An 18,615-nucleotide genomic window follows, 5' to 3' on the forward strand; every position below is an offset into this window, starting at 1 on the left:
GTCGTCACCGCTAAGGTTTGCGGTGGTGATCAACTGCGAGATGAGCTGTGTCAAGGAGGACGGAAGATGACGGTCGATCCGAATTCGGCGGGCGGTGGGGTGCCCTCGACGCCTGCAGAGAAAGCAAAGGCAGCCAAAGCCGTCGCACTCGAAGCAGCCCGAATCGCGCGAGAGGCTGCCGCAGCAGCGGACGCCGCCGAGAAGGAAGCGATCGACGCGGAGGCCGCCGCAGGCGCGACCGGGACCTCCTCTCCGACGGGGGGCGTGACCTCGTCGATCGCGGCGGGCTACGCATCGCACGGCGCAGTGCTCGAGCTGGGATCGGTAATGCTCGACGGCGTCAGCGACCCGTCGGCTCGCATCGCAATTCCTCTGGCGACACTCAATCGTCATGGTTTGGTGGCCGGCGCTACGGGCACCGGGAAGACGAAGACCCTTCAGGGCATCGCCGAGCAGCTCTCCGCCGCGGGAGTTCCGGTGGTGATGGCCGACGTGAAAGGTGATCTCTCAGGGTTGTCGGTACCGGGGGCAGACAACGAGAAGATACGCAGCCGCGCCGTCGACTGCGGGGAATCGGACTGGGTGCCCACGGGCTACCCAGTGGAGTTCCTCTCTCTCGGAACCGGTGGTATCGGTGTCCCGGTCCGTGCAACGATCACCGCTTTCGGGCCGATCTTGCTCAGTAAAGTGCTGGAGCTGAACAAGACTCAGGAGTCCACCCTGGGGCTCATTTTTCACTGGGCCGACAAACAAGGGTTGGCGCTGCTCGATCTCAAGGATCTGCGATCGGTCATCACACACCTGACCTCGGACGAAGGCAAGGTCGATCTCAAGGGCATCGGTGGAGTATCGGCGGCGACTGCCGGAGTCATCCTTCGCGAGCTCGTCAATCTCGAGGCCGACGGCGGCGACACCTTCTTCGGCGAACCCGAACTCGAGACCGAGGACCTGCTGCGGGTCGACGGCGACGGCAAAGGCATTGTGACACTGTTCGAACTGGGTGCTCAGGCGTCGCGACCGGTCATGTTCTCCACATTTTTGATGTGGGTTCTCGCCGACTTGTTCCAGACGTTGCCCGAAGTGGGGGACATCGACAAGCCCAAACTGGTCTTCATCTTCGACGAGGCGCACCTGCTGTTCGCCGATGCGTCCAAGGCGTTTCTCGAACAGGTCGAACAAACCGTGAAGCTCATCAGATCCAAGGGTGTCGGCGTGATCTTCTGCACTCAACTACCGACGGACATCCCCAACGAGGTTCTCTCTCAGCTCGGCGCACGAATTCAGCATGCGTTGCGTGCGTTCACACCAGACGATCAGAAGGCTTTGAACAAGACTGTCCGGACCTATCCCACCACCGATGTCTACGATCTCGAGAAGGCCCTCACTTCACTCGGTACCGGCGAAGCGATTGTGACTGTGCTTTCCGAGAAAGGTGCCCCGACGCCGGTGGCGTGGACGAAGATTCGTCCACCACGCTCGCTGATGGACACTATCGGCAACGACGCGATCTCGGCCTCCGCCTCCGCCAGCACGTTGACGTCGAAGTACGGTGCGACGATCGACCGCGACTCCGCCTACGAGCGATTGCAAGCGCGGGTGTCCGATGCCCCGAACACGGACCCGGTCCTGGACGTACCGCCACTCCCGGTGGACCTACCGGACTTGCCGCGAGAGGAACCGCAAGGGCCGTCGGCCGCCGAGCGCATCATGGACAATCCGGCCATGAAGAGCTTCCTGCGATCTGCGGCGTCCGCGGCAGGCCGCGAGATATCGCGGAGCATCTTCGGTACCGGGCGGCGGCGTAAGCGCTGACGTCCGGCATCGTTGTCGGAGCTGCGGCCTCCTACCCGCCGAGCTTCTTGTAGAAGCCTCCGATGATGGGCGCGGAAATTGCACGTGGGCTGTATTGGCCTGCAACGGACATGGCCTTGCTGAGGAGTCCCGGTACTACGCGCATTTTGTTCGTGGCGAGCGAGTCGAGCGACAACTTCGCAGTGTAGGTGCTGTCGATCCACAGGAAATCCGGGACGAGCTTGTCGACGATGGACGCGTCGGCGGGATCGGGTGTTTCGGTGCGGACGGGGCCGGGGGCCAGGAGCGTGACGTGCACTCCGCTGTCTTTGAGTTCGAGGCGCAGGGATTCGGAGAACGTGTTGACGAAGGCCTTCGAAGCCGCATAGGTGGCGTTGTTCGGTATTGCCATGTTGCCCGCAGCTGAACCGGTCATCAGAATCCCGCCGCTGCCGCGCGCGATCATTCCGGGCAGGACGGCGAGCGTAAGATCATGCACCGCAACGGTGTTGAGCTCGACCTGATCGCGCTCGTACTGAGGGTCCAGCTGCGCGAGGGGGCCGAACGTCGCTATTCCTGCGTTGTTGCACAGGATGCTGATCGGACGTCCGGCCAGCTCGGTCGACAGTGTCGCACGAGCAACACGATCCGCGAGATCGACGGCGCGAACCTCGACCGTCACGCCGTGATCGGCGCGAAGCTTCGTCGCAAGCGCTTCGAGCAACTCACCCCGACGAGCAACGAGGACAAGCGAGTGTCCTCGCCTCGCCAACTCGGTGGCCAGGGCCTCTCCGATTCCGGAGGAGGCGCCGGTGACGACGGCACGGGCATCAGGGGAAGGACTGGGCAGGCTCACGATGAGACAGGCTAGCGCAGCGGGGCCCTCGGCTCCTCAGATGCTCATCGCAAGCCGAGTGGCCTGCTCGATTGCACGTTTGGCGTCGAGTTCGGTGGCGAGGTCCGCGCCACCGATGACGTGCGTCTTCATAGTCGATGCAGCCAACTCGTCTACCAGGTCACGGACTGACTCCTGGCCTGCACAGACAACGATGGTGTCCACCTCGAGAGTTCGAGGCCGTTCGTGCTTCTCACCGAAGGAAATATGTAGACCGCCGTCGTCGATACGTTCGTAGTTGACGCCCGACAGTTCATGCACGCCCTTGGCCTTCAATGCTGCGCGGTGGACCCAGCCAGTCGTTTTACCCAGTCCGGCCCCGATCCTCCCGCTCTTACGTTGCAGCAAATACACCTCGCGGGGAGACGCGGCCGGAATCGGGGTTGTCAGCGCACCGGGCGCGGCCTCGGGTTCGGTTACGCCCCACTCCTGCTTCCACTCCTTCACATCGAGCGTCGGTGAGGCGTCGGTGGTGAGGAACTCCGATACGTCGACGCCGATACCGCCCGCACCGATCACGGCCACCCTCTTACCGACGTGCATGCCCCCTTCGACGACCTCGGCGTAGGACAGCACCGACGGATGGTCGATACCGGGGATGGACGGAATTCGGGGAACTACGCCGGTCGCAATGACGACCTCGTCGTATCCGCCGGCGAGGAGTTCGGCTGCAGTGACCTTGCGCCCGAGGTGTACCGCGACGTTCTGCTCGCGAAGCGAGGTGGTGAAGTATCGAATAGTCTCGGCGAACTCTTCTTTGCCGGGGATGAGCGCCGCGATGCCGAACTGCCCGCCGAGTTGCGGGCGTGACTCGAAGAGGCTGACCTCGTGGCCACGTCGCGCCGATTCGAGAGCCGCGGACAACCCTGCGGGCCCGGCCCCGACGACGGCGATTTTCTTCGTCTTTCGTGCGGGGAGCAACTGCAATTCGACCTCGCGACCGGCTCGGGGATTGACCAGGCACGAGACTGTCTTGCGGGCGAACGCGTGGTCCAGACATGCTTGGTTGCACGCGATGCATGTATTGATGCTGGCGGGAGCGTTTGCTTCGGCCTTGCGCACCCAGAACGGGTCGGCGAGCATCGGCCTGGCCATCGAGATCAGCTCGGCGTCCCCGCGCGCGAGAATCGCTTCAGCTGTCTCCGGCATGTTGATGCGATTGGATGCGGCCACCGGGATCCCGACATGTTTGTCGAGTTTTCCCGTGATGTCCACGAATGCGGCGCGGGGTACCGAGGTGACAATGGTCGGCACCCGCGATTCGTGCCATCCGATATCGGTATTGATCATGTCGACTCCCACCCGCTCCAGCTCCTGCGCGAGTGCGACGATGTCGTCCCAGCTCTGCCCGCGCTCGACCAGATCGGCCATCGACAGGCGGAACACGACCAGGAAGTCCGCACCCACTGCGGCGCGTATCTTCTTTGCTATCTCCACGGCTATCCGTCGGCGATTCTCCGGGCTGCCACCCCATTCGTCGCGGCGACGATTGGTTCGCTCGGAGAGGAACTGATTGATGAAATAGCCTTCGCCACCCATGATTTCGACACCGTCGTACCCCGCCGACTGTGCCAGGCGCGCGCAGCGCACGTAATTGCGGATTTGCCATCGAACCCCACGAGAGGAAAGTCTTCTCGGTCGAAACGGGTTGATGGGAGCCTTGATCGACGACGCCGATACTGAGAAGGGCTGATAGGAATAGCGGCCGGCATGCAGGATCTGCAGGGCGATTTTCCCGCCTTCACGATGCACAGCGTCGGTGATGCGTCGGTGCCGTCGGGCTTCGATCCGATTAGTGAGTTTGGCCCCGAACGGCAACAGCCAGCCGGTTCTGTTCGGCGCATATCCACCAGTGATGATCAGTGCCACGCCACCTCTGGCGCGCTCGGCGAAATACTCGGCGAGCCGGGCGGTGTCGCGGCCACGGTCCTCGAGCCCGGTGTGCATCGATCCCATGATGACGCGGTTCTTCAGCGTCGTCGTGCCGACCTTCAACGGAGACAAAAGGATTGGGTACCGACCGGTTGAGCTCACAGCTTCTCCAACACTTCTTCGCACCATTCGGCAAAACCTTCCTCGACTCGAATTCCACCGCGGAGCACCAGATATTGGTGCAAGGCCGCTCCGACAAGACTTGCAGGAGCGGGAAAATCACGTTTGTCGATCAATCGATACAACTGCAGGCGCTCGAGATGAACGTCGCGATGGCGTCGTACTTCCACCTTCAGTGCCGCGATGTCACCGAGAGCGGCTCCGCGGATCTTGACAGCCAGCTCGTCTCGGAGAACTGCGGGGTCGGTCGGCTCGGCGATCCACCTGTCGAGTTCCGCCTTACCTTCGGCACTGACGGAATAGACCTTCTTGTCCGGTCGTCCTTCCTGGGCCACCGCGGTGCCGACCACCCAACCCGCGCCGTCCATTCGCGTCAGTACTCGGTAGATCTGTTGATGGGTGGCACTCCAGAAGAAGCCGATCGATTTGTCGAATCGGCGGGCGAGTTCGTACCCCGACCCCGACAGTTCGGTGAGGGAAACGAGGAGTGCGTGTTCGAGTGCCACGCAGCAAAGTATGTATGCAACGAATTGCTTATGCAACTAAGTGCATAACGGCCGCGCTCTCGGCCGGAAGTGGTACGTCGACTCGATACCCGAGTGGGACGCCCGACGCGGGACCCTCGCCTAGGCTTCCGCTATGAGTGCACAGGCGAATGCCGCCGTCGTGGGCGTCGCGACGACCCGAAAGCAGGTATTCGCCTGGGGGATCTGGGATTGGGGATCGGCCGCGTTCAATGCCGTGATCCTGACCTTCGTGTTCTCGGTCTATCTCACCGACGCGGTCGGCGATGACTTGCCGGGTTCCATTTCGGCGACCTCATGGTTCAGTTGGTCGATCGGCCTGGCTGGGGTCTTCATTGCTGTCCTGGCCCCGATCTCCGGGCAGCGGTTCGACGCCCGTGGGCGTCGAAAGCGATCCCTGGGAATTCTGACCGGGCTGACCGTTCTGAGCATGGTGGGCCTGTTCTTCGTGAAGGACGACTACCACTATCTGTGGCTCGGTTTGGTACTGCTGGCTTTCGGTTCGATTCTGTTCGAACTGGCCAGCGTTCCGTACAACTCGATGCTTCGCCAGGTCTCGACGCCGCAGAACATCGGCCGGGTCTCTGGATTCGGTTGGTCCATGGGTTATTTCGGTGGCATCGTGCTGCTGCTGATCTGCTACTTCGGTTTCATCACCGGCGATGGAGATACTCGTGGCCTGTTCGGTCTGACGACCGACGGCGGGCTGAACATCCGTTTCGTTGCCCTTCTTGCAGCCGTGTGGTTCGCCGTATCGGCCATTCCGGTTTTCCTCGCGGTGCCGGAACTACCGCCGACGGGTGCAGATCCGGATGCCGCCAAAGCAGGAATTGCCGAGTCCTACAAGGTGCTGTTTCGGGATCTCCGTGAACTGTGGTCGGTGGATCGGCGCAGTGTCTATTTTCTTGCCGCGAGTGCGTTGTTCCGTGACGGTCTTGCCGGGGTCTTCACCTTCGGCGCGGTACTCGCAGTGAGCGTGTACGGCATCGGGACGGCAGATGTGTTGTTGTTCGGCGTCGCGGCCAACGTGGTCGCCGGACTCGGGGCGATCAGTGCTGGACGGTTCGACGACAGGGTCGGCCCGAAAACGGTCATCGTCCTCTCGCTCGCGTCGATGATCTTCGCGGGCGTCGTACTGCTCTTCGTGTCCGGCCCACTGATGTTCTGGGTCTTCGGTCTCGTCCTGTGCCTGTTCGTCGGACCCGCACAGTCTTCTTCACGTACCTACCTGGCGCGATTGGCTCCACCAGGGAGGGAAGGACAATTTTTCGGCCTTTACGCTACGACGGGCCGAGCAGTGTCGTTCCTCGCGCCCACTTTGTTCGGACTCTTCGTCTGGCTGTTCGATTCGGACCGCGCCGGGATCGGTGGACTGCTCGTGGTCCTCGCGGTCGGCCTCGGTGCGCTACTGGCAGTGAAGGCGCCGGACAAGGTCTAACTCGATAAGGCGCGTGTGCAGATCTCGTCCGCGAGCCGCTCGGGAGCTTCCTCGGGTACCCAGTGCGAGATGCCGTCCAGTTCGACGAAGGTGTAGTCGGCGTCGACGAACTCTGCGCACCGTTCCGCGGCGGCGCGGCCGATCGCAGAATCCTGATTACTCCACACGTAAGTAGTGGGGACCTGGACGGATTCGAGACGACCGAAGTCGCTCGTCATCGCGCGGTACCAATTGAGAGCTGCAGTCAGAGCGCCGGGTCCACTGAGGTGCTCGACGTAGCTGTCGACAGCACAGCTGCTGCCGAACATGGCACGCAATCGAGCGGCGTCGTGCTCCAAGAGCACCTGTTCGGCTTTTCCCTCGATTCGAAGCAATTGCATGTAGCTCGAGCGTGCCTTCTGATCTTCGTCCTCGCGCAGTGCCCAACCGAACGCGGCTGTGTGCGGCACCGAGACCGCGGTGAGGGAACGTACGCGCTCGGGATGCCTGGCGGCCAACTGCCACGCCACTGCCGCACCCCAGTCGTGGCCGACGATGTGCGCGGACTCGAGGTCGACCGCATCGAGCAACCCGAGAACATCGGCGACGAGCTTGCCCGAGGTGTATTCCGCGACACCAGACGGCCTCGCTCCGGGGGAGTAGCCGCGCTGGTCGGAGGCGAGTGTGCGCATACCGGCGGTGTGCAGACGAGGAGCTACCTCTTTCCAGGCGAGCGACGTCTGCGGAAACCCATGCAGCAGGACGACCGGTGTTCCATCGTCGGGACCCTCGACCCGAACGTCGAACACGAGGTCGTCGATCGTGATGGTCTCCATCGTCATCGGTTTCCTTCCACTCGGTGTCGCGGATTCCACGATCCCATGCCGAGCACGATGAGGCGGACTTGCTGCTCGGTGCGGCGCACCAGTTCTTGTTCTTCCGGGCTTCCTTGGCGGTCGATCTCCAACAGGCCGACGGTCGCGGTCAACATCGTGGAGACGATGAGGTCCGCAGCCATCTCCAAGTCGGCGACATCCCATGCCGCAAGACCTGGCATGCGGGCGAGATCGACGGTCAACTCGCTGACGAACATTCGCAGTTCGGTCGCGAATGCTTGTCGTACCGCGGTGACGCCGCCGTATCGTTCTCGAGAGAGGAATCGGAACTGCTCTTCGTGGCTACGCATCTGCCGAACCAGGATCGCGAACGATTCGGCCGCATTCTTGACGCTCGGATCCTTACGCGCGTCGCGCAACATTTGTCGCAGCATTCGCATCGAATCCTCGACCAGGGCGACACCCAGGTCTTCCATCGATGAGAAGTGGCGATAGAACGCAGTAGGAACGATCCCCGCCGATCGAGCCACCTCGCGCAGACTCACGCTTGCGAAGGAGCGATCTCTCAGCAGTTCGAGAGTGCCGTCCATGAGCGCCTTCCTGGTGCGTTCCTTGCGTTCGGCTCGGGTGCCCGGTTCTGTCACGGGTTCGAGTTTATGACTGTCCACTGAGCGCGTACTCCCGGTCCTGAGCTCGATTCTTCCAGGGACGTGATGCACGTCATACCGTGCGCGTATTTGTTCTTGCTGTCACATTGACGTTGACAGCTCGGGGTGTCGATCTGCCACACTCATTCTAGTGCACATCCGTACACTGAAATGGTTCTGCCGTTTCGACCGGTACCGGGAGGCGAAATGACACTTCATCAGAAGTCGCGAAGATCGCGGCTGCCGAGCACTTTCTCTCTGTTGTCCTTGTTCGAGGCGATGGCGACCCCGCACGCGCTCGATCGCTATCTGGAACTCGTCGACCCGATGACCACGGTCCGCGATCTTCGCGCCGAGATCACCGCGGTGCATCGCTCCACTCGCGACACGGTGACCTTGACAATGCGCCCAACGCAGCAGTGGCGAGGTTTCGAGGCAGGTCAATTCGTGCAGGTCGGAGTCGTCATCGACGGTGTCCGTCACACCCGCTGCTACTCGCCGAGCTGCTCCCAGTACCGCGATGACGGTCGAATCGAACTGACCGTGAAGGCGCATCCGGAAGGGTTGGTCTCTCGGTATCTGCATGCAAACGCCCGCGAGGGGCTGGTTGTCAGTCTTTCCCAGGCGGGCGGGACCTTTCACCTCCCGCGGCCAAGGCCGGCCGGCGTACTTCTCATCAGCGGCGGTAGCGGAATCACTCCCGTGCTGTCGATGTTGAGGACGCTGCTGGACGAGGGGTACAGCGGCGACCTCACCTTCTTGCACTACGCGTACACCGAAAGCGACGTCTCTCATCGGAGTGAGCTCGACGCCATTGCAGCAGGACGCGACAACATCCGCATCGTGTTCGCTTACACCGATCAGGAGGAAGGCGGCGATCTGCACGGCTTCTTCGGCGCCGAGCACCTCCGATCCGCCGCACCTTGGTACGCGGACGCCGAGACGTATCTGTGCGGCCCGCCCGGACTGATGCGTGGCGTCGAAAATGTGTATGCCGATCTGGGTCTCGAAGACCGTCTTCACCTCGAAGAATTTGCGCCGCCCCTGGCAGTGGTCACCGGCGACGTCGAAGGCGAGGTGTCCTTCACCGAGAGCGGCAAGGTCGGTGACAACTCCGGTCTGACACTTCTCGAGCAGGCCGAAGAGGCGGGTCTGACCCCCGCATACGGATGTCGGATGGGGATCTGTTTCACCTGCACCTCGGTCAAGACATCCGGATGTACCAAAAACATCAAAACCGGTGAGACGGACAGTGAGCCGGACAAGAAGATCCAGCTGTGTGTCTCGGTGCCGGTCGGTGATGTCGCCATCGAGATCTGAGCAGTTCACCGCGCGCCGCTACACATCGATCCGAAACGGAGAGTGTTCAATGTTCGGAATTCCATCACCATCGTTGTCCCTGTTGCCATTCATGAGTACTTCGGACTCGCCCCGAGAGCAACCCGTGCCCACAACGCTCTCCTACGAACAAGTCCAAGAGCTCGGCCGCGAGCTGGACGAGATGCGAGCTCGCACCGTCGCGAAGCTCGGCAGCGAGGACCGGGAGTACATCTACAAGGTCATCAAGGCGCAGCGCGGGCTCGAAATTACTGGCCGCGCCCTGATGTATCTACCGTTCCTGCCGCCGGCATGGCTGGCCGGAGTCGGTGCACTGGGGCTGTCGAAGATTCTCGACAACATGGAGATCGGGCACAACGTCATGCACGGTCAGTACGACTGGATGCGTGAGCCGGAGTTCAACTCCCAGGTCTTCGAATGGGACACGGTATGCCCGGCCGATCAGTGGAAGCACTCGCACAACTACATGCACCACACCTTCACCAATATCGTCGGCAAGGACCGCGATATCGGATACAGCCTGCTTCGCATGGACGAGGGGCAGAAGTGGAATCCGTACTACCTCGGCAACCCGGTGTATGCGTTCTTCCTGATGCTGCTCTTCGAATGGGGCGTGATGCTCCACGATCTGGAGATCGAGAACGTCGTCCAGGGCAAGCGCAAATGGCACGACGTCCAGCCATTGCTGGCGGGCATGTGGCGTAAAGCAGGCAAACAGGTTCTTAAGGACTACCTCATCTTCCCAGCGCTGAGCGGGCCATTCTTCGCCTCCACAGCCGTGGGAAACGTCGGGGCGAACCTGATGCGGAACCTGTGGACCTACTCGATCATTTTCTGTGGGCACTTTCCCACCGGCGTGCAGACCTTCACCGAGAACGAGACATCCGACGAGTCGCAGGGTGAGTGGTATGTCCGCCAGATGCTTGGGTCCGCGAACATCGAGGGAAGTCCGCTGTTCCACATCATGTCCGGCAATCTGTCGCATCAGATCGAGCACCACCTTTTCCCCGATCTACCTGCGCACCGATACCCGGAGTTGGCCCCCGAGGTCGAAGCGCTCTGCGAAAAGTACGGATTTCCGTACAACTCCGGTGGGTTCTTCAACCAGATCGGGTCCGTCTGGGGCAAGATTTTCAAGCTCGCACTGCCCAATTCACTCACCGGTGCGAAGCCATCAGTCGGTGTTATCGTCGAGCGCAAGAAGGTAGCTGCATAGTGACCGGAGCCGAGTTCCGACCGAATCAGGGGTGGCCAGAGGTGGTAGGGAAGTTCGAGCGCAACAAGGACACAATTCAGGAATTGACGGAGTCCGCAGCCACACACGTCGGCAAAATCGCTGTCATCATCGCCGGAGCAGTGCGCGATGTGACCCGCGAGATCGGCGACTGGGTCTCCGACGGTGTCGAAATGCGTGAGGCTGCACGCAAGGCCCGAGATGATTCACCGGGCGGCACGGTCATCAACGGAGAGTTCGAGAGCCGCTGAGGGTCGCTCCCTACGTGAGACCTCGAGTACACGTAGGGAGGCGACCAGGCCGAAGACGAGGAATGAGAGTGCGGCGAACAATGACCACTGAGTCGCCGAAGCGAAAGCCTCGGACAACTGCCGGACGATTTCGTCGGGAGCGTGGCTTTCGCGCAATCCGGTGATCGCGCCACCTGCGGACTCTCGAGTGGCATCGGCGAACTTTTCCGCCGGACCTTCGATCCCGCCAAGATAGTGGGCCAGCCCCACCGACAGCACGGCACCGACTACCGCAGAGCCGAGCGCCGAGCCAACTTGCCGGACGGTGCTCTGCGTGGCAGAACCCTGACCGGACAGGTCCACCGGGATGTCGGCCAGGACGGTGCTGGTGAGTTGCGCGGATGCCAGGCCGAGGCCCACGCCGTAGATCACCAGCACAGCGCCGATCGTGACGGGGGAGGTGTCTGCGCTGAGGACCACAGCGAGAACCAGCACACCGATGATCTCCAGTGCGACGCCAACAACGACTGTGCCGGCCGCGCCGATCATGGCCGCCAGGTGGCGTGCCATGGTGCCGGAGAGGAATGCGCCGGCCGCCATCGTCGCGAGTACGAACCCCGCGCCGAGGGTGCCGAGGCCGATGGCGTTGATCAGGAACAGCGGCAGCGCGAAGATCAGACCGAACTCGCCGACCGCGATCATCATCGCCGCTACGTTCCCCCAGCTGAAGGTGGGGGTGAAGAAAATGTGCAGATCCAACAGCGCCGATCGAGCGACCCTGGCGCGGTGGCGTTCCCAAAAGACGAACAGCGTCAGCGCGACGGCGGCTACGAGCAACAAGACCGGCACGATCGAGATGGGCTTGTCCGTCGACCACGTCACGCCGAAAAGACTCGAGTCTTGGAGGGGCTGCCACCAACCGAGGGAACTGCCCTCGATTATCGCGAAGACCAGCGCACCGAAACCGATCGCGCTGAGCAACAGCCCATCCATGTCGAAGCCGGGGCGGTTGTCACTGGAGCGGGTCTCGGGGACGACGGCCACCGCCGCGACTATCAGGACAACGCCGATGGGGACGTTGACGTAGAAGATCCATTGCCAGCTGAACGCGCTGGTGAGCCAGCCTCCGAGCAGCGGGCCGATAGCGGCGGCACCGGCCATGACCGCACCCCAGACACCGAACGCGGCGGCCCGGTCCTTGCCTCGAAAGGTCGCGTTGACCGTAGAAAGCGTGGATGGCAATATGCACGCGCCGCCGACGCCCTGAAGTGCACGCGCGGAGATGAGCATCTCCGCGCTGCCGGACTTCGCGGCCCAGAAACTGCCGGCCAGAAACAGTGCGATGCCGACGATGAATATGTTGCGCCTGCCCAGGCGGTCTCCGAGATTGCCGGTGGTCAGCAGCAGTGCGGCGAACACAATCGAGTAGAGCGAGTTCACCCACTGTGCATCGGTGATATTCAGGCCCAAGTCGTCGATGATCGTCGGGAGTGTGACTGCGACGATAGTGCCGTCCATGACGATCATCGCCAGGCCCAACGCGAGGACGACGAGGCTCCACCACTTCGATACGCGTGGAGCCGCAGGGACTGCAATGGCCTTTTCGCTTTTCGTCACGGTGTCACTTTAGATTTCACGTCGATTGACGCGCATCAATCGAAAGTTGTAACCCAGACGCGTTCATGGCAATGGCCTACACGGCGGGGTGTGGGTACTCCGGACTGCGATGTTGGAACGCAAGGATGTTGGGGTTGGCAATTACGCCCTCGCGAATCTCGATTGCCTTCCTTATCGTTTCGTCACTGTCCCACGACGCAGGCCCGTCCAAGACGATCCGAAGATAGGGGAGAAGCGATTCGCTGACTTCCCATGTAGCGGAGTCCCACAGATAGGACGGACTGTGGTCGACTGCGTAGTACCGAACGTTGTCGCCGACGGTGAACATGGGATCGGTGAACGAGGTCGGCCGGGCCCATTCGAACCCCATTCCCTCGTCGCACGACACATCGACAACGAGCGTTCCCGGATTGATCGACGGTAAGTCGTCGTTCATCAGGAATGTCAACGGCGCGTTGGTGTCCTGCAGTACGCAGTTGACGATGATGTCGTGATCGCCGAGGAACCCGGACAGCGGCACCCTGCCTGTTTCGGTCAAGGCGCGGCTGCGGCGCGGATTGTCGCCGTCCAAGTCGAAATTGACGATGCGTGCGGAATGTATGGGTGAGCTGACAGCGGTTACTCCGCGCTGGGTGAGGACATCCACGTCGTGAATGCCATGCGCGTTGAGTGCCGTGACAGCGCCGCGAGCAGTTGCTCCGAAACCTATGACTGCAGCGCGAAGTCGGCGGCCGTAGTCCCCGGTCACACCGACGAGCTGCATCGCATGAAGGACGCTGCAGTATCCGGCGAGCTCATTGTTCTTGTGGAAGACGTGAAGGTTGAACCAACCCTCCGAGGTCCAATGATTCATCGCCTCGAACGCGATGAGGGTGAGCTTGCGATCGATAGCGATCTGCGTCAACTTCTCGTCCTGCACGCAGTGCGGCCACCCCCATAGAACTTGACCGGGTCGCAGCGTCCCGAGGTCCTCGGCAAGTGGCTTCGGGAGCAGAATCACATCGCATTCTGCGACGAGTTCTTCGCGAGTACGAATGCCGGCAACGAGTGTGCCGATATGGTCGTCGGAGATTCCGAACGGCTCGCCGTACCCAGCTTCGAAATACATTCGAGCTCTGAGGTCGGCGGCGATGCGATCGAGATGGAGCGGGTGAATGGGAAGTCGGCGTTCGTTCGGCTTACTCGACCGTGACGTGACGCCGAGGGTGAGCTGGTGCACTATGGCCCCTTCGGTTGAGCTCAGTCAACCACAATCGGACGTGCTCACTTCTCGGCTGGAGTGCCCCCGGCAGGATTCGAACCTGCGACCAATGGATTAGAAGGCCATTGCTCTATCCCCTGAGCTACGGAGGCGTGGCTCGGACAACACAAATAAATCCGTCCGAGCACGGTGGGTCAGTCTACATTCCGTATTGCAAGGTGATCCGCACGGAGGGGTTCGCCTCGATGAGAGTGTCGAGTTCCTCGCGTGGTGGTGCTTTCGCGGACCGCAGCAGGGGGTTTTTCTCGCGCCTCGCTCGTGGCGCGGGCCACATGATCTACGACGGCTCGTAGCAGTTGCGGGCGCTGGCGTTCCCGCCGCGGCGCGGACCTCCTACTCTGGAGGGTATGGCAGCACCGGAAGTGGATCGGACCGAGACGTCGAGCATGGCTGGAGCCGAGGCCGGGCCAGGTTCCAAGGCTATGTCGGGGTCGGCGACGACGTCCGTTTTCGCTGCCGCGGGCGCGATAGCAGGCATTGTCGCAGCGCTGGTGGTGACGCTGTCTGCCTCGGACGCGTTGGTCCTGCTCGGTATTCCGGATCCAGGACCGGCCACGGTCTACGGACTTCCTGCGGTGCGCGCGATCGGTGAGGTCGCCGTATCCATTGCTATCGGCTCGTTCTTGCTCGCGGCGTTCTTGGTTCCGCCGCAGAAGAGCGGGGTCCTCGACGTCGGTGGCTATCGGGCGGTTCGTACGGGATCCGTGGCAGCGATCATCTGGGCCGCGTGTGCCTTGGTGCTCGTCCCGCTGACCCTGTCCGATACGTCGGGTCAACCGTTCACCACGGCGATCCAACCGAGCAACCTGTGGGTCGCGCTCGAACAGGTCGAGATCGCTAGTGCGTGGCGCTGGACTGCGATCCTTGCTGTTCTCCTGGCGATCGCGTCGCGCGCCGTGCTGAGGTGGTCGTGGACACCACTGCTTCTCGTGTTTGCGCTCGGTACGTTGATGCCGATCGCTGCCACCGGCCATTCGTCCTCTGGTGGATCACACGACTTTGCAACCAACAGCTTGATTCTGCATCTCGTCGCGGCGACGCTGTGGGCGGGTGGACTCTTCGCGGTGTTGGCTCACGCACGCCGCAAGGGCGCACATACCGATGTCGCTACTCGACGGTTCTCCACGATCGCAACTGTGTGTTTCGTGGTGATGGCCGTCAGTGGTGTCATCAACGCGTTCGTCCGGGTATCGGTGTCGAACCTTTTCGACTCCACGTACGGTCTGCTGGTTCTCGGGAAGATCACGGCGTTGACGGTGCTCGGATTCTTCGGGTGGATTCAGCGGCGTAGGTCGCTTCCGGCCCTGGCTGCCGACCCCGAGTCTCGCGGAGCACTCATCCGATTCGCGGGCGCTGAGGTGCTCGTCTTCGCTGCGACGATCGGACTTGCCGTCGGACTCGGCCGCACACCTCCGCCTTCGAATATCAATCCGAACCTTTCGCTTACCGAGGCCGCGTTGGGTTACAACCTGGACGGACCACCGACCCTCGCGCTTCTGGCATTCGACTGGCGATTCGATCTGATCTTCGGTACCGCGTCGATACTGCTCGCGGTGATGTATCTGCTCGGCGTCCGTCGGCTCCGGAAACGAGGAGACGCGTGGCCGATGGGCCGCACTGTTGCGTTCATGCTCGGCTGCCTGACCTTGTTGATCGCCACATCCTCGGGGGTCGGCAAGTACTCGTCTGCGGTATTCAGCGTGCACATGGGTGGGCACATGGCGCTATCGATGCTTGCCCCGGTTCTGCTGGCGCTCGGTGGCGCGCTGACGCTGGCGTTACGCGCTCTGCCGGCAGCAGGGAAAAACGGAATTCCTGGGTTGCGGGAATGGCTGCTGATCGGTCTGCACAGCAAAGTCTCCCGATTCCTCACCCAACCGATAGTTGCCGCAGTGCTGTTCGTCGGCGGCTTCTACGTGCTCTATCTCGGTGGGATCTTCGGTGCTGTCCTCGACAACCACACAGCTCACTTGTTGATGAACGCGCACTTCATCCTCAGCGGCTACCTCTTCTACTGGGTGGTCATCGGAGTCGACCCGTCACCGAGGCCGATCCAACCCATTACCAAGCTCGCGATGGTGTTCGGGTCGCTGCCGTTCCACGCGTTCTTCGGTGTGGCGCTGATGAGCCAGACCACGGTGATGGGCGGCTGGTTCTACCGCTCCCTCGGACTCGACTGGAACGCAGATCTGCTCGGCGACCAGCAATTGGGCGGGGGTATCGCCTGGGCGACGGGCGAAATACCGCTCGTCCTGGTCATGCTCTCGCTGCTGATCCAGTGGTCCCGCAGTGACACCCGAAACGCGACCCGATCCGATCGTGCCGCCGAACGCGATCACGACGCCGATCTGGCCGCCCACAACGCCATGTTCACCGAGCTAGCGAAGCGTGATCGCGAAAGCGGACTCTGACTTTTCTCGAGCTCACCAGGCCGCGGTGATCTTGTCGAGGATCCGAGCCAACTGCTTGCGTTCTTCGGCATCGAGCGTGTCGAACAGTTCGGTGGCGACAGCCCGACGTGCGGAGTCGATCGCGTCGAGCTGGGTGCGCCCGGAGTCCGTCAACGAGACCAGTACGGCGCGTCGGTCCTGCGGGTCCGGTTCACGGATCACCAGCGCCGCGGATTCGAGCGAGTCGACGATGTCCGTGGCCGAGCGAGCAACGATGCGCAATCGGTCGGCGAGAGCGCTCAACCGCATCGGTTGCCCCTCGCGGGCAAGGACGTGAAGAGCGCGAGATTGCGACGGATTCAGACCGAACGGCTCGAGCGCATTCATGTGGGTGTGGCGTATTCGCCGTGCGACTGCCATGAACGAATCGGCGATGGTCGGGCTGTCTCCCGTAGGCATGTCCGAAGCATAGCTTCATTGCTGGCAACCTCATAATGAGGTAACCTCTGCTTTATGTCGTTCATCGAACCTGGAGGTCTTCTTGGTACGCCCACTCACGAAATCTGCAGTCGCCGCTCCTGACACCGGGCCGGTCACCGATCCAGCCCCGGTCGGCCGAGTGCTCGCACTCTTCCGCCCCTACCGAGCACGTATCGCTGTCGTCACCGCGATCATCGTCCTCAGTGCAGTCATCGCACTGGCCTCACCTCTACTACTCCGCGAACTGCTCGACCATGCCATCCCTGATCGCGACGTCACACTCGTCACGCTGATCGCCGTCGGCATGATCGCAGTCGCCATCGTCACCAACACACTCGGCGTCGTGCAGACCTGGATGTCCAGCGGCGTCGGCCAGAAGCTCATGCACGATCTGCGAGTCTCCGTCTACGCACATCTACAGAAGCAGTCGCTCGGCTTCTTCGCCCGCACCCGAACTGGTGAAGTGCAGTCTCGGATCGCCAACGACATCGGTGGAATGCAATCCGTCGTCACCAATACCGCGACGTCGATAGCCCAGAACGTCACCACCGTGGCAGCGACCGTCGTCGCCTTGTTTCTCCTCGATTGGCGTCTGGCCCTGTTTTCGCTGGCGATCCTGCCGGTCTTCGTCCGGATAGCGCGTCGCATCGGCAACGAGCGCCGAAAGATCTCCGTCACCAGACAGAGACTGCTCGGAGAACTCTCCGTGCAGATCGAAGAATCCCTGTCCGTCAGTGGCATCCTGCTCGGCAAGACCACCGGATCCGCGCACGTTCTGACCGATCGGTTCGCCAGTCGGTCCGACGAAGTCGCCGACGTCGAACTCAAAGCGATGATGGCCGGCAAATGGCGAATGGCCAGCATGCAGATCAGTTTCGCGATCATGCCTGCCCTCGTGTACTGGTTCGCCGGCGTGACCATAGGAAATGGAAGCGCACTCACCGTGGGCACACTCGTCGCGTTCACAACGTTGCAGACTCAACTCTTCCGACCGACCATGCAGCTGCTCGGCACAGGTGTCGAAGTGCAGAGCTCACTGGCATTGTTCGGCCGGGTATTCGAGTATCTCGACCTGCCGATCGACATCGCCGAACCGAAGAATCCGAAGGTTCTGGCCAGGCAAGACGTACGCGGCGACGTCGCATTCAACCATGTTTGCTTCTCGTACACCGACGCATCGCAACCGACATTGACCGACATCGACGTCGAGGTCCCAGCAGGGAGCACATTGGCCCTGGTCGGGTCGACAGGCTCGGGTAAAACCACGCTCGGGTACCTCGCTGCGAGGCTTCACGACCCGACGTCCGGACGAATCACCATCGACGGCGTCGATCTACGGGACCTGCAGACCACGACTGTGGCCGAGCTCGTCGGCGTCGTATCGCAGGAGACGTACCTGTTCCATGCGTCGATCCGCGAGAATCTCCGGTTCGCCAAACCTGAAGCAACCGATGCCGAGATCGAACACGCGGCTCGGATAGCCCAGATCCACGAGTTCATCACAGCACTGGACGAGGGATACGACACGCTGGTGGGGGAGCGTGGATACCGATTCTCCGGTGGGGAGAAGCAGCGACTCGCCATCGCCAGGACCGTCCTGCGCAACCCGCCGATTCTCGTACTCGACGAGGCGACCAGCGCCCTCGACACTCGGACCGAGCGTGCATTGCAAGACGCCCTCGACGAACTCATGGCGGGACGCACCACGATCCTCATCGCGCACCGGCTCTCGACCGTACGATCCGCGGACCGCATCGCAGTTCTCGGCAGCGGTCGAATCCTCGAATCCGGTACCCACGACGAGTTGACGGCGTCGGGCAGCCACTACGCCGAGCTCGTCCACGCATCGGAAACTGCCAACTCGGAGCAGGTTGCCGCGTAACCCTCTGTCCCCCCGATTGCG

General features: G+C 62.0%; 15 protein-coding genes and 1 tRNA gene. 7 read left to right on the plus strand and 9 right to left on the minus strand.

Features of this window, described 5'->3' with window-relative positions:
• The first annotated feature begins 66 nt into the window (after positions 1-66).
• Positions 67-1,812, plus strand: coding sequence for a helicase HerA-like domain-containing protein (locus BJI47_RS16275; RefSeq protein WP_088944715.1), 1,746 nt, complete (start codon positions 67-69; stop codon positions 1,810-1,812).
• 31 nt (positions 1,813-1,843) lie between these two features.
• Here the strand turns inward: BJI47_RS16275 and cmrA are convergent, their stop codons facing one another.
• Genes cmrA through BJI47_RS16290 form a run of 3 tightly spaced genes read right to left on the minus strand, consistent with a single transcriptional unit; the run spans position 1,844 to position 5,244 of the window.
• Positions 1,844-2,647, minus strand: coding sequence for a mycolate reductase (gene cmrA / locus BJI47_RS16280; RefSeq protein WP_088944716.1), 804 nt, complete (start codon positions 2,645-2,647; stop codon positions 1,844-1,846).
• Between the two features lie 36 nt (positions 2,648-2,683).
• Complete coding sequence (locus BJI47_RS16285; RefSeq protein ID WP_254900638.1) at positions 2,684-4,720, minus strand: NADPH-dependent 2,4-dienoyl-CoA reductase; 2,037 nt, start codon at positions 4,718-4,720, stop codon at positions 2,684-2,686.
• Entirely contained in the window at positions 4,717-5,244 is a 528-nt protein-coding gene (locus BJI47_RS16290; protein ID WP_088944718.1) for a PadR family transcriptional regulator, read from the minus strand. The genes BJI47_RS16285 and BJI47_RS16290 overlap by 4 nt, the downstream gene beginning before the upstream one ends.
• A gap of 133 nt (positions 5,245-5,377) precedes the next feature.
• Here BJI47_RS16290 and BJI47_RS16295 point away from each other — a divergent pair, with 133 nt between their 5' ends.
• Entirely contained in the window at positions 5,378-6,700 is a 1,323-nt protein-coding gene (locus BJI47_RS16295; RefSeq protein WP_088944719.1) for an MFS transporter, read from the plus strand.
• On the opposite strand, the gene BJI47_RS16300 is transcribed toward BJI47_RS16295, so the two are convergent.
• Both BJI47_RS16300 and BJI47_RS16305 read right to left on the minus strand, forming a co-directional pair.
• On the minus strand, positions 6,697-7,521 hold the full coding sequence (locus BJI47_RS16300) for an alpha/beta fold hydrolase (RefSeq protein ID WP_088944720.1): 825 nt from the start codon (positions 7,519-7,521) through the stop codon (positions 6,697-6,699). The two genes, BJI47_RS16295 and BJI47_RS16300, sit on opposite strands and share 4 nt — an antisense overlap.
• Positions 7,518-8,159: a TetR family transcriptional regulator gene (locus tag BJI47_RS16305; RefSeq protein WP_088944830.1), complete on the minus strand. Its 642-nt coding sequence runs from the start codon at positions 8,157-8,159 to the stop codon at positions 7,518-7,520. The genes BJI47_RS16300 and BJI47_RS16305 overlap by 4 nt, the downstream gene beginning before the upstream one ends.
• Positions 8,160-8,369: 210 nt before the next feature.
• Here BJI47_RS16305 and BJI47_RS16310 point away from each other — a divergent pair, with 210 nt between their 5' ends.
• Genes BJI47_RS16310 through BJI47_RS16320 form a run of 3 tightly spaced genes read left to right on the plus strand, consistent with a single transcriptional unit; the run spans position 8,370 to position 10,985 of the window.
• Entirely contained in the window at positions 8,370-9,482 is a 1,113-nt protein-coding gene (locus tag BJI47_RS16310) for a ferredoxin reductase (RefSeq protein ID WP_217808550.1), read from the plus strand.
• A gap of 49 nt (positions 9,483-9,531) precedes the next feature.
• On the plus strand, positions 9,532-10,716 hold the full coding sequence (locus BJI47_RS16315) for an acyl-CoA desaturase (RefSeq protein ID WP_088944721.1): 1,185 nt from the start codon (positions 9,532-9,534) through the stop codon (positions 10,714-10,716).
• A gap of 41 nt (positions 10,717-10,757) precedes the next feature.
• A complete protein-coding gene (locus BJI47_RS16320; RefSeq protein ID WP_088944832.1) occupies positions 10,758-10,985 on the plus strand; it encodes a hypothetical protein in 228 nt (75 codons plus the stop codon).
• Here the strand turns inward: BJI47_RS16320 and BJI47_RS16325 are convergent.
• The 3 genes from BJI47_RS16325 to BJI47_RS16335 form a co-directional block, all read right to left on the minus strand.
• Positions 10,941-12,581 (minus strand): MFS transporter, encoded by a 1,641-nt coding sequence (locus BJI47_RS16325; RefSeq protein ID WP_088944722.1) that lies wholly within the window; start codon positions 12,579-12,581, stop codon positions 10,941-10,943. The genes BJI47_RS16320 and BJI47_RS16325 overlap by 45 nt on opposite strands.
• A gap of 76 nt (positions 12,582-12,657) precedes the next feature.
• Positions 12,658-13,803: a N(5)-(carboxyethyl)ornithine synthase gene (locus tag BJI47_RS16330; RefSeq protein ID WP_217808554.1), complete on the minus strand. Its 1,146-nt coding sequence runs from the start codon at positions 13,801-13,803 to the stop codon at positions 12,658-12,660.
• 58 nt (positions 13,804-13,861) lie between these two features.
• Positions 13,862-13,934, minus strand: a tRNA-Arg gene (locus BJI47_RS16335).
• A 255-nt stretch (positions 13,935-14,189) separates the two neighbouring features.
• Here BJI47_RS16335 and BJI47_RS16340 point away from each other — a divergent pair.
• Positions 14,190-16,253 carry a cytochrome c oxidase assembly protein gene (locus tag BJI47_RS16340; RefSeq protein WP_088944724.1) on the plus strand — a complete coding sequence of 688 codons (2,064 nt, stop codon included), beginning with the start codon at positions 14,190-14,192 and terminating at the stop codon, positions 16,251-16,253.
• Between the two features lie 12 nt (positions 16,254-16,265).
• Here the strand turns inward: BJI47_RS16340 and BJI47_RS16345 are convergent, their stop codons facing one another.
• Positions 16,266-16,691 (minus strand): MarR family winged helix-turn-helix transcriptional regulator, encoded by a 426-nt coding sequence (locus BJI47_RS16345; protein WP_088944725.1) that lies wholly within the window; start codon positions 16,689-16,691, stop codon positions 16,266-16,268.
• A gap of 160 nt (positions 16,692-16,851) precedes the next feature.
• Between BJI47_RS16345 and BJI47_RS16350 the strand changes: the two genes are divergently transcribed.
• Positions 16,852-18,594, plus strand: coding sequence for an ABC transporter ATP-binding protein (locus tag BJI47_RS16350; protein ID WP_303393531.1), 1,743 nt, complete (start codon positions 16,852-16,854; stop codon positions 18,592-18,594).
• Positions 18,595-18,615: the final 21 nt, after the last annotated feature.

It is taken from the genome of Rhodococcus sp. 1168 (assembly GCF_002091955.1).
GTDB lineage: Bacteria > Actinomycetota > Actinomycetes > Mycobacteriales > Mycobacteriaceae > Rhodococcoides.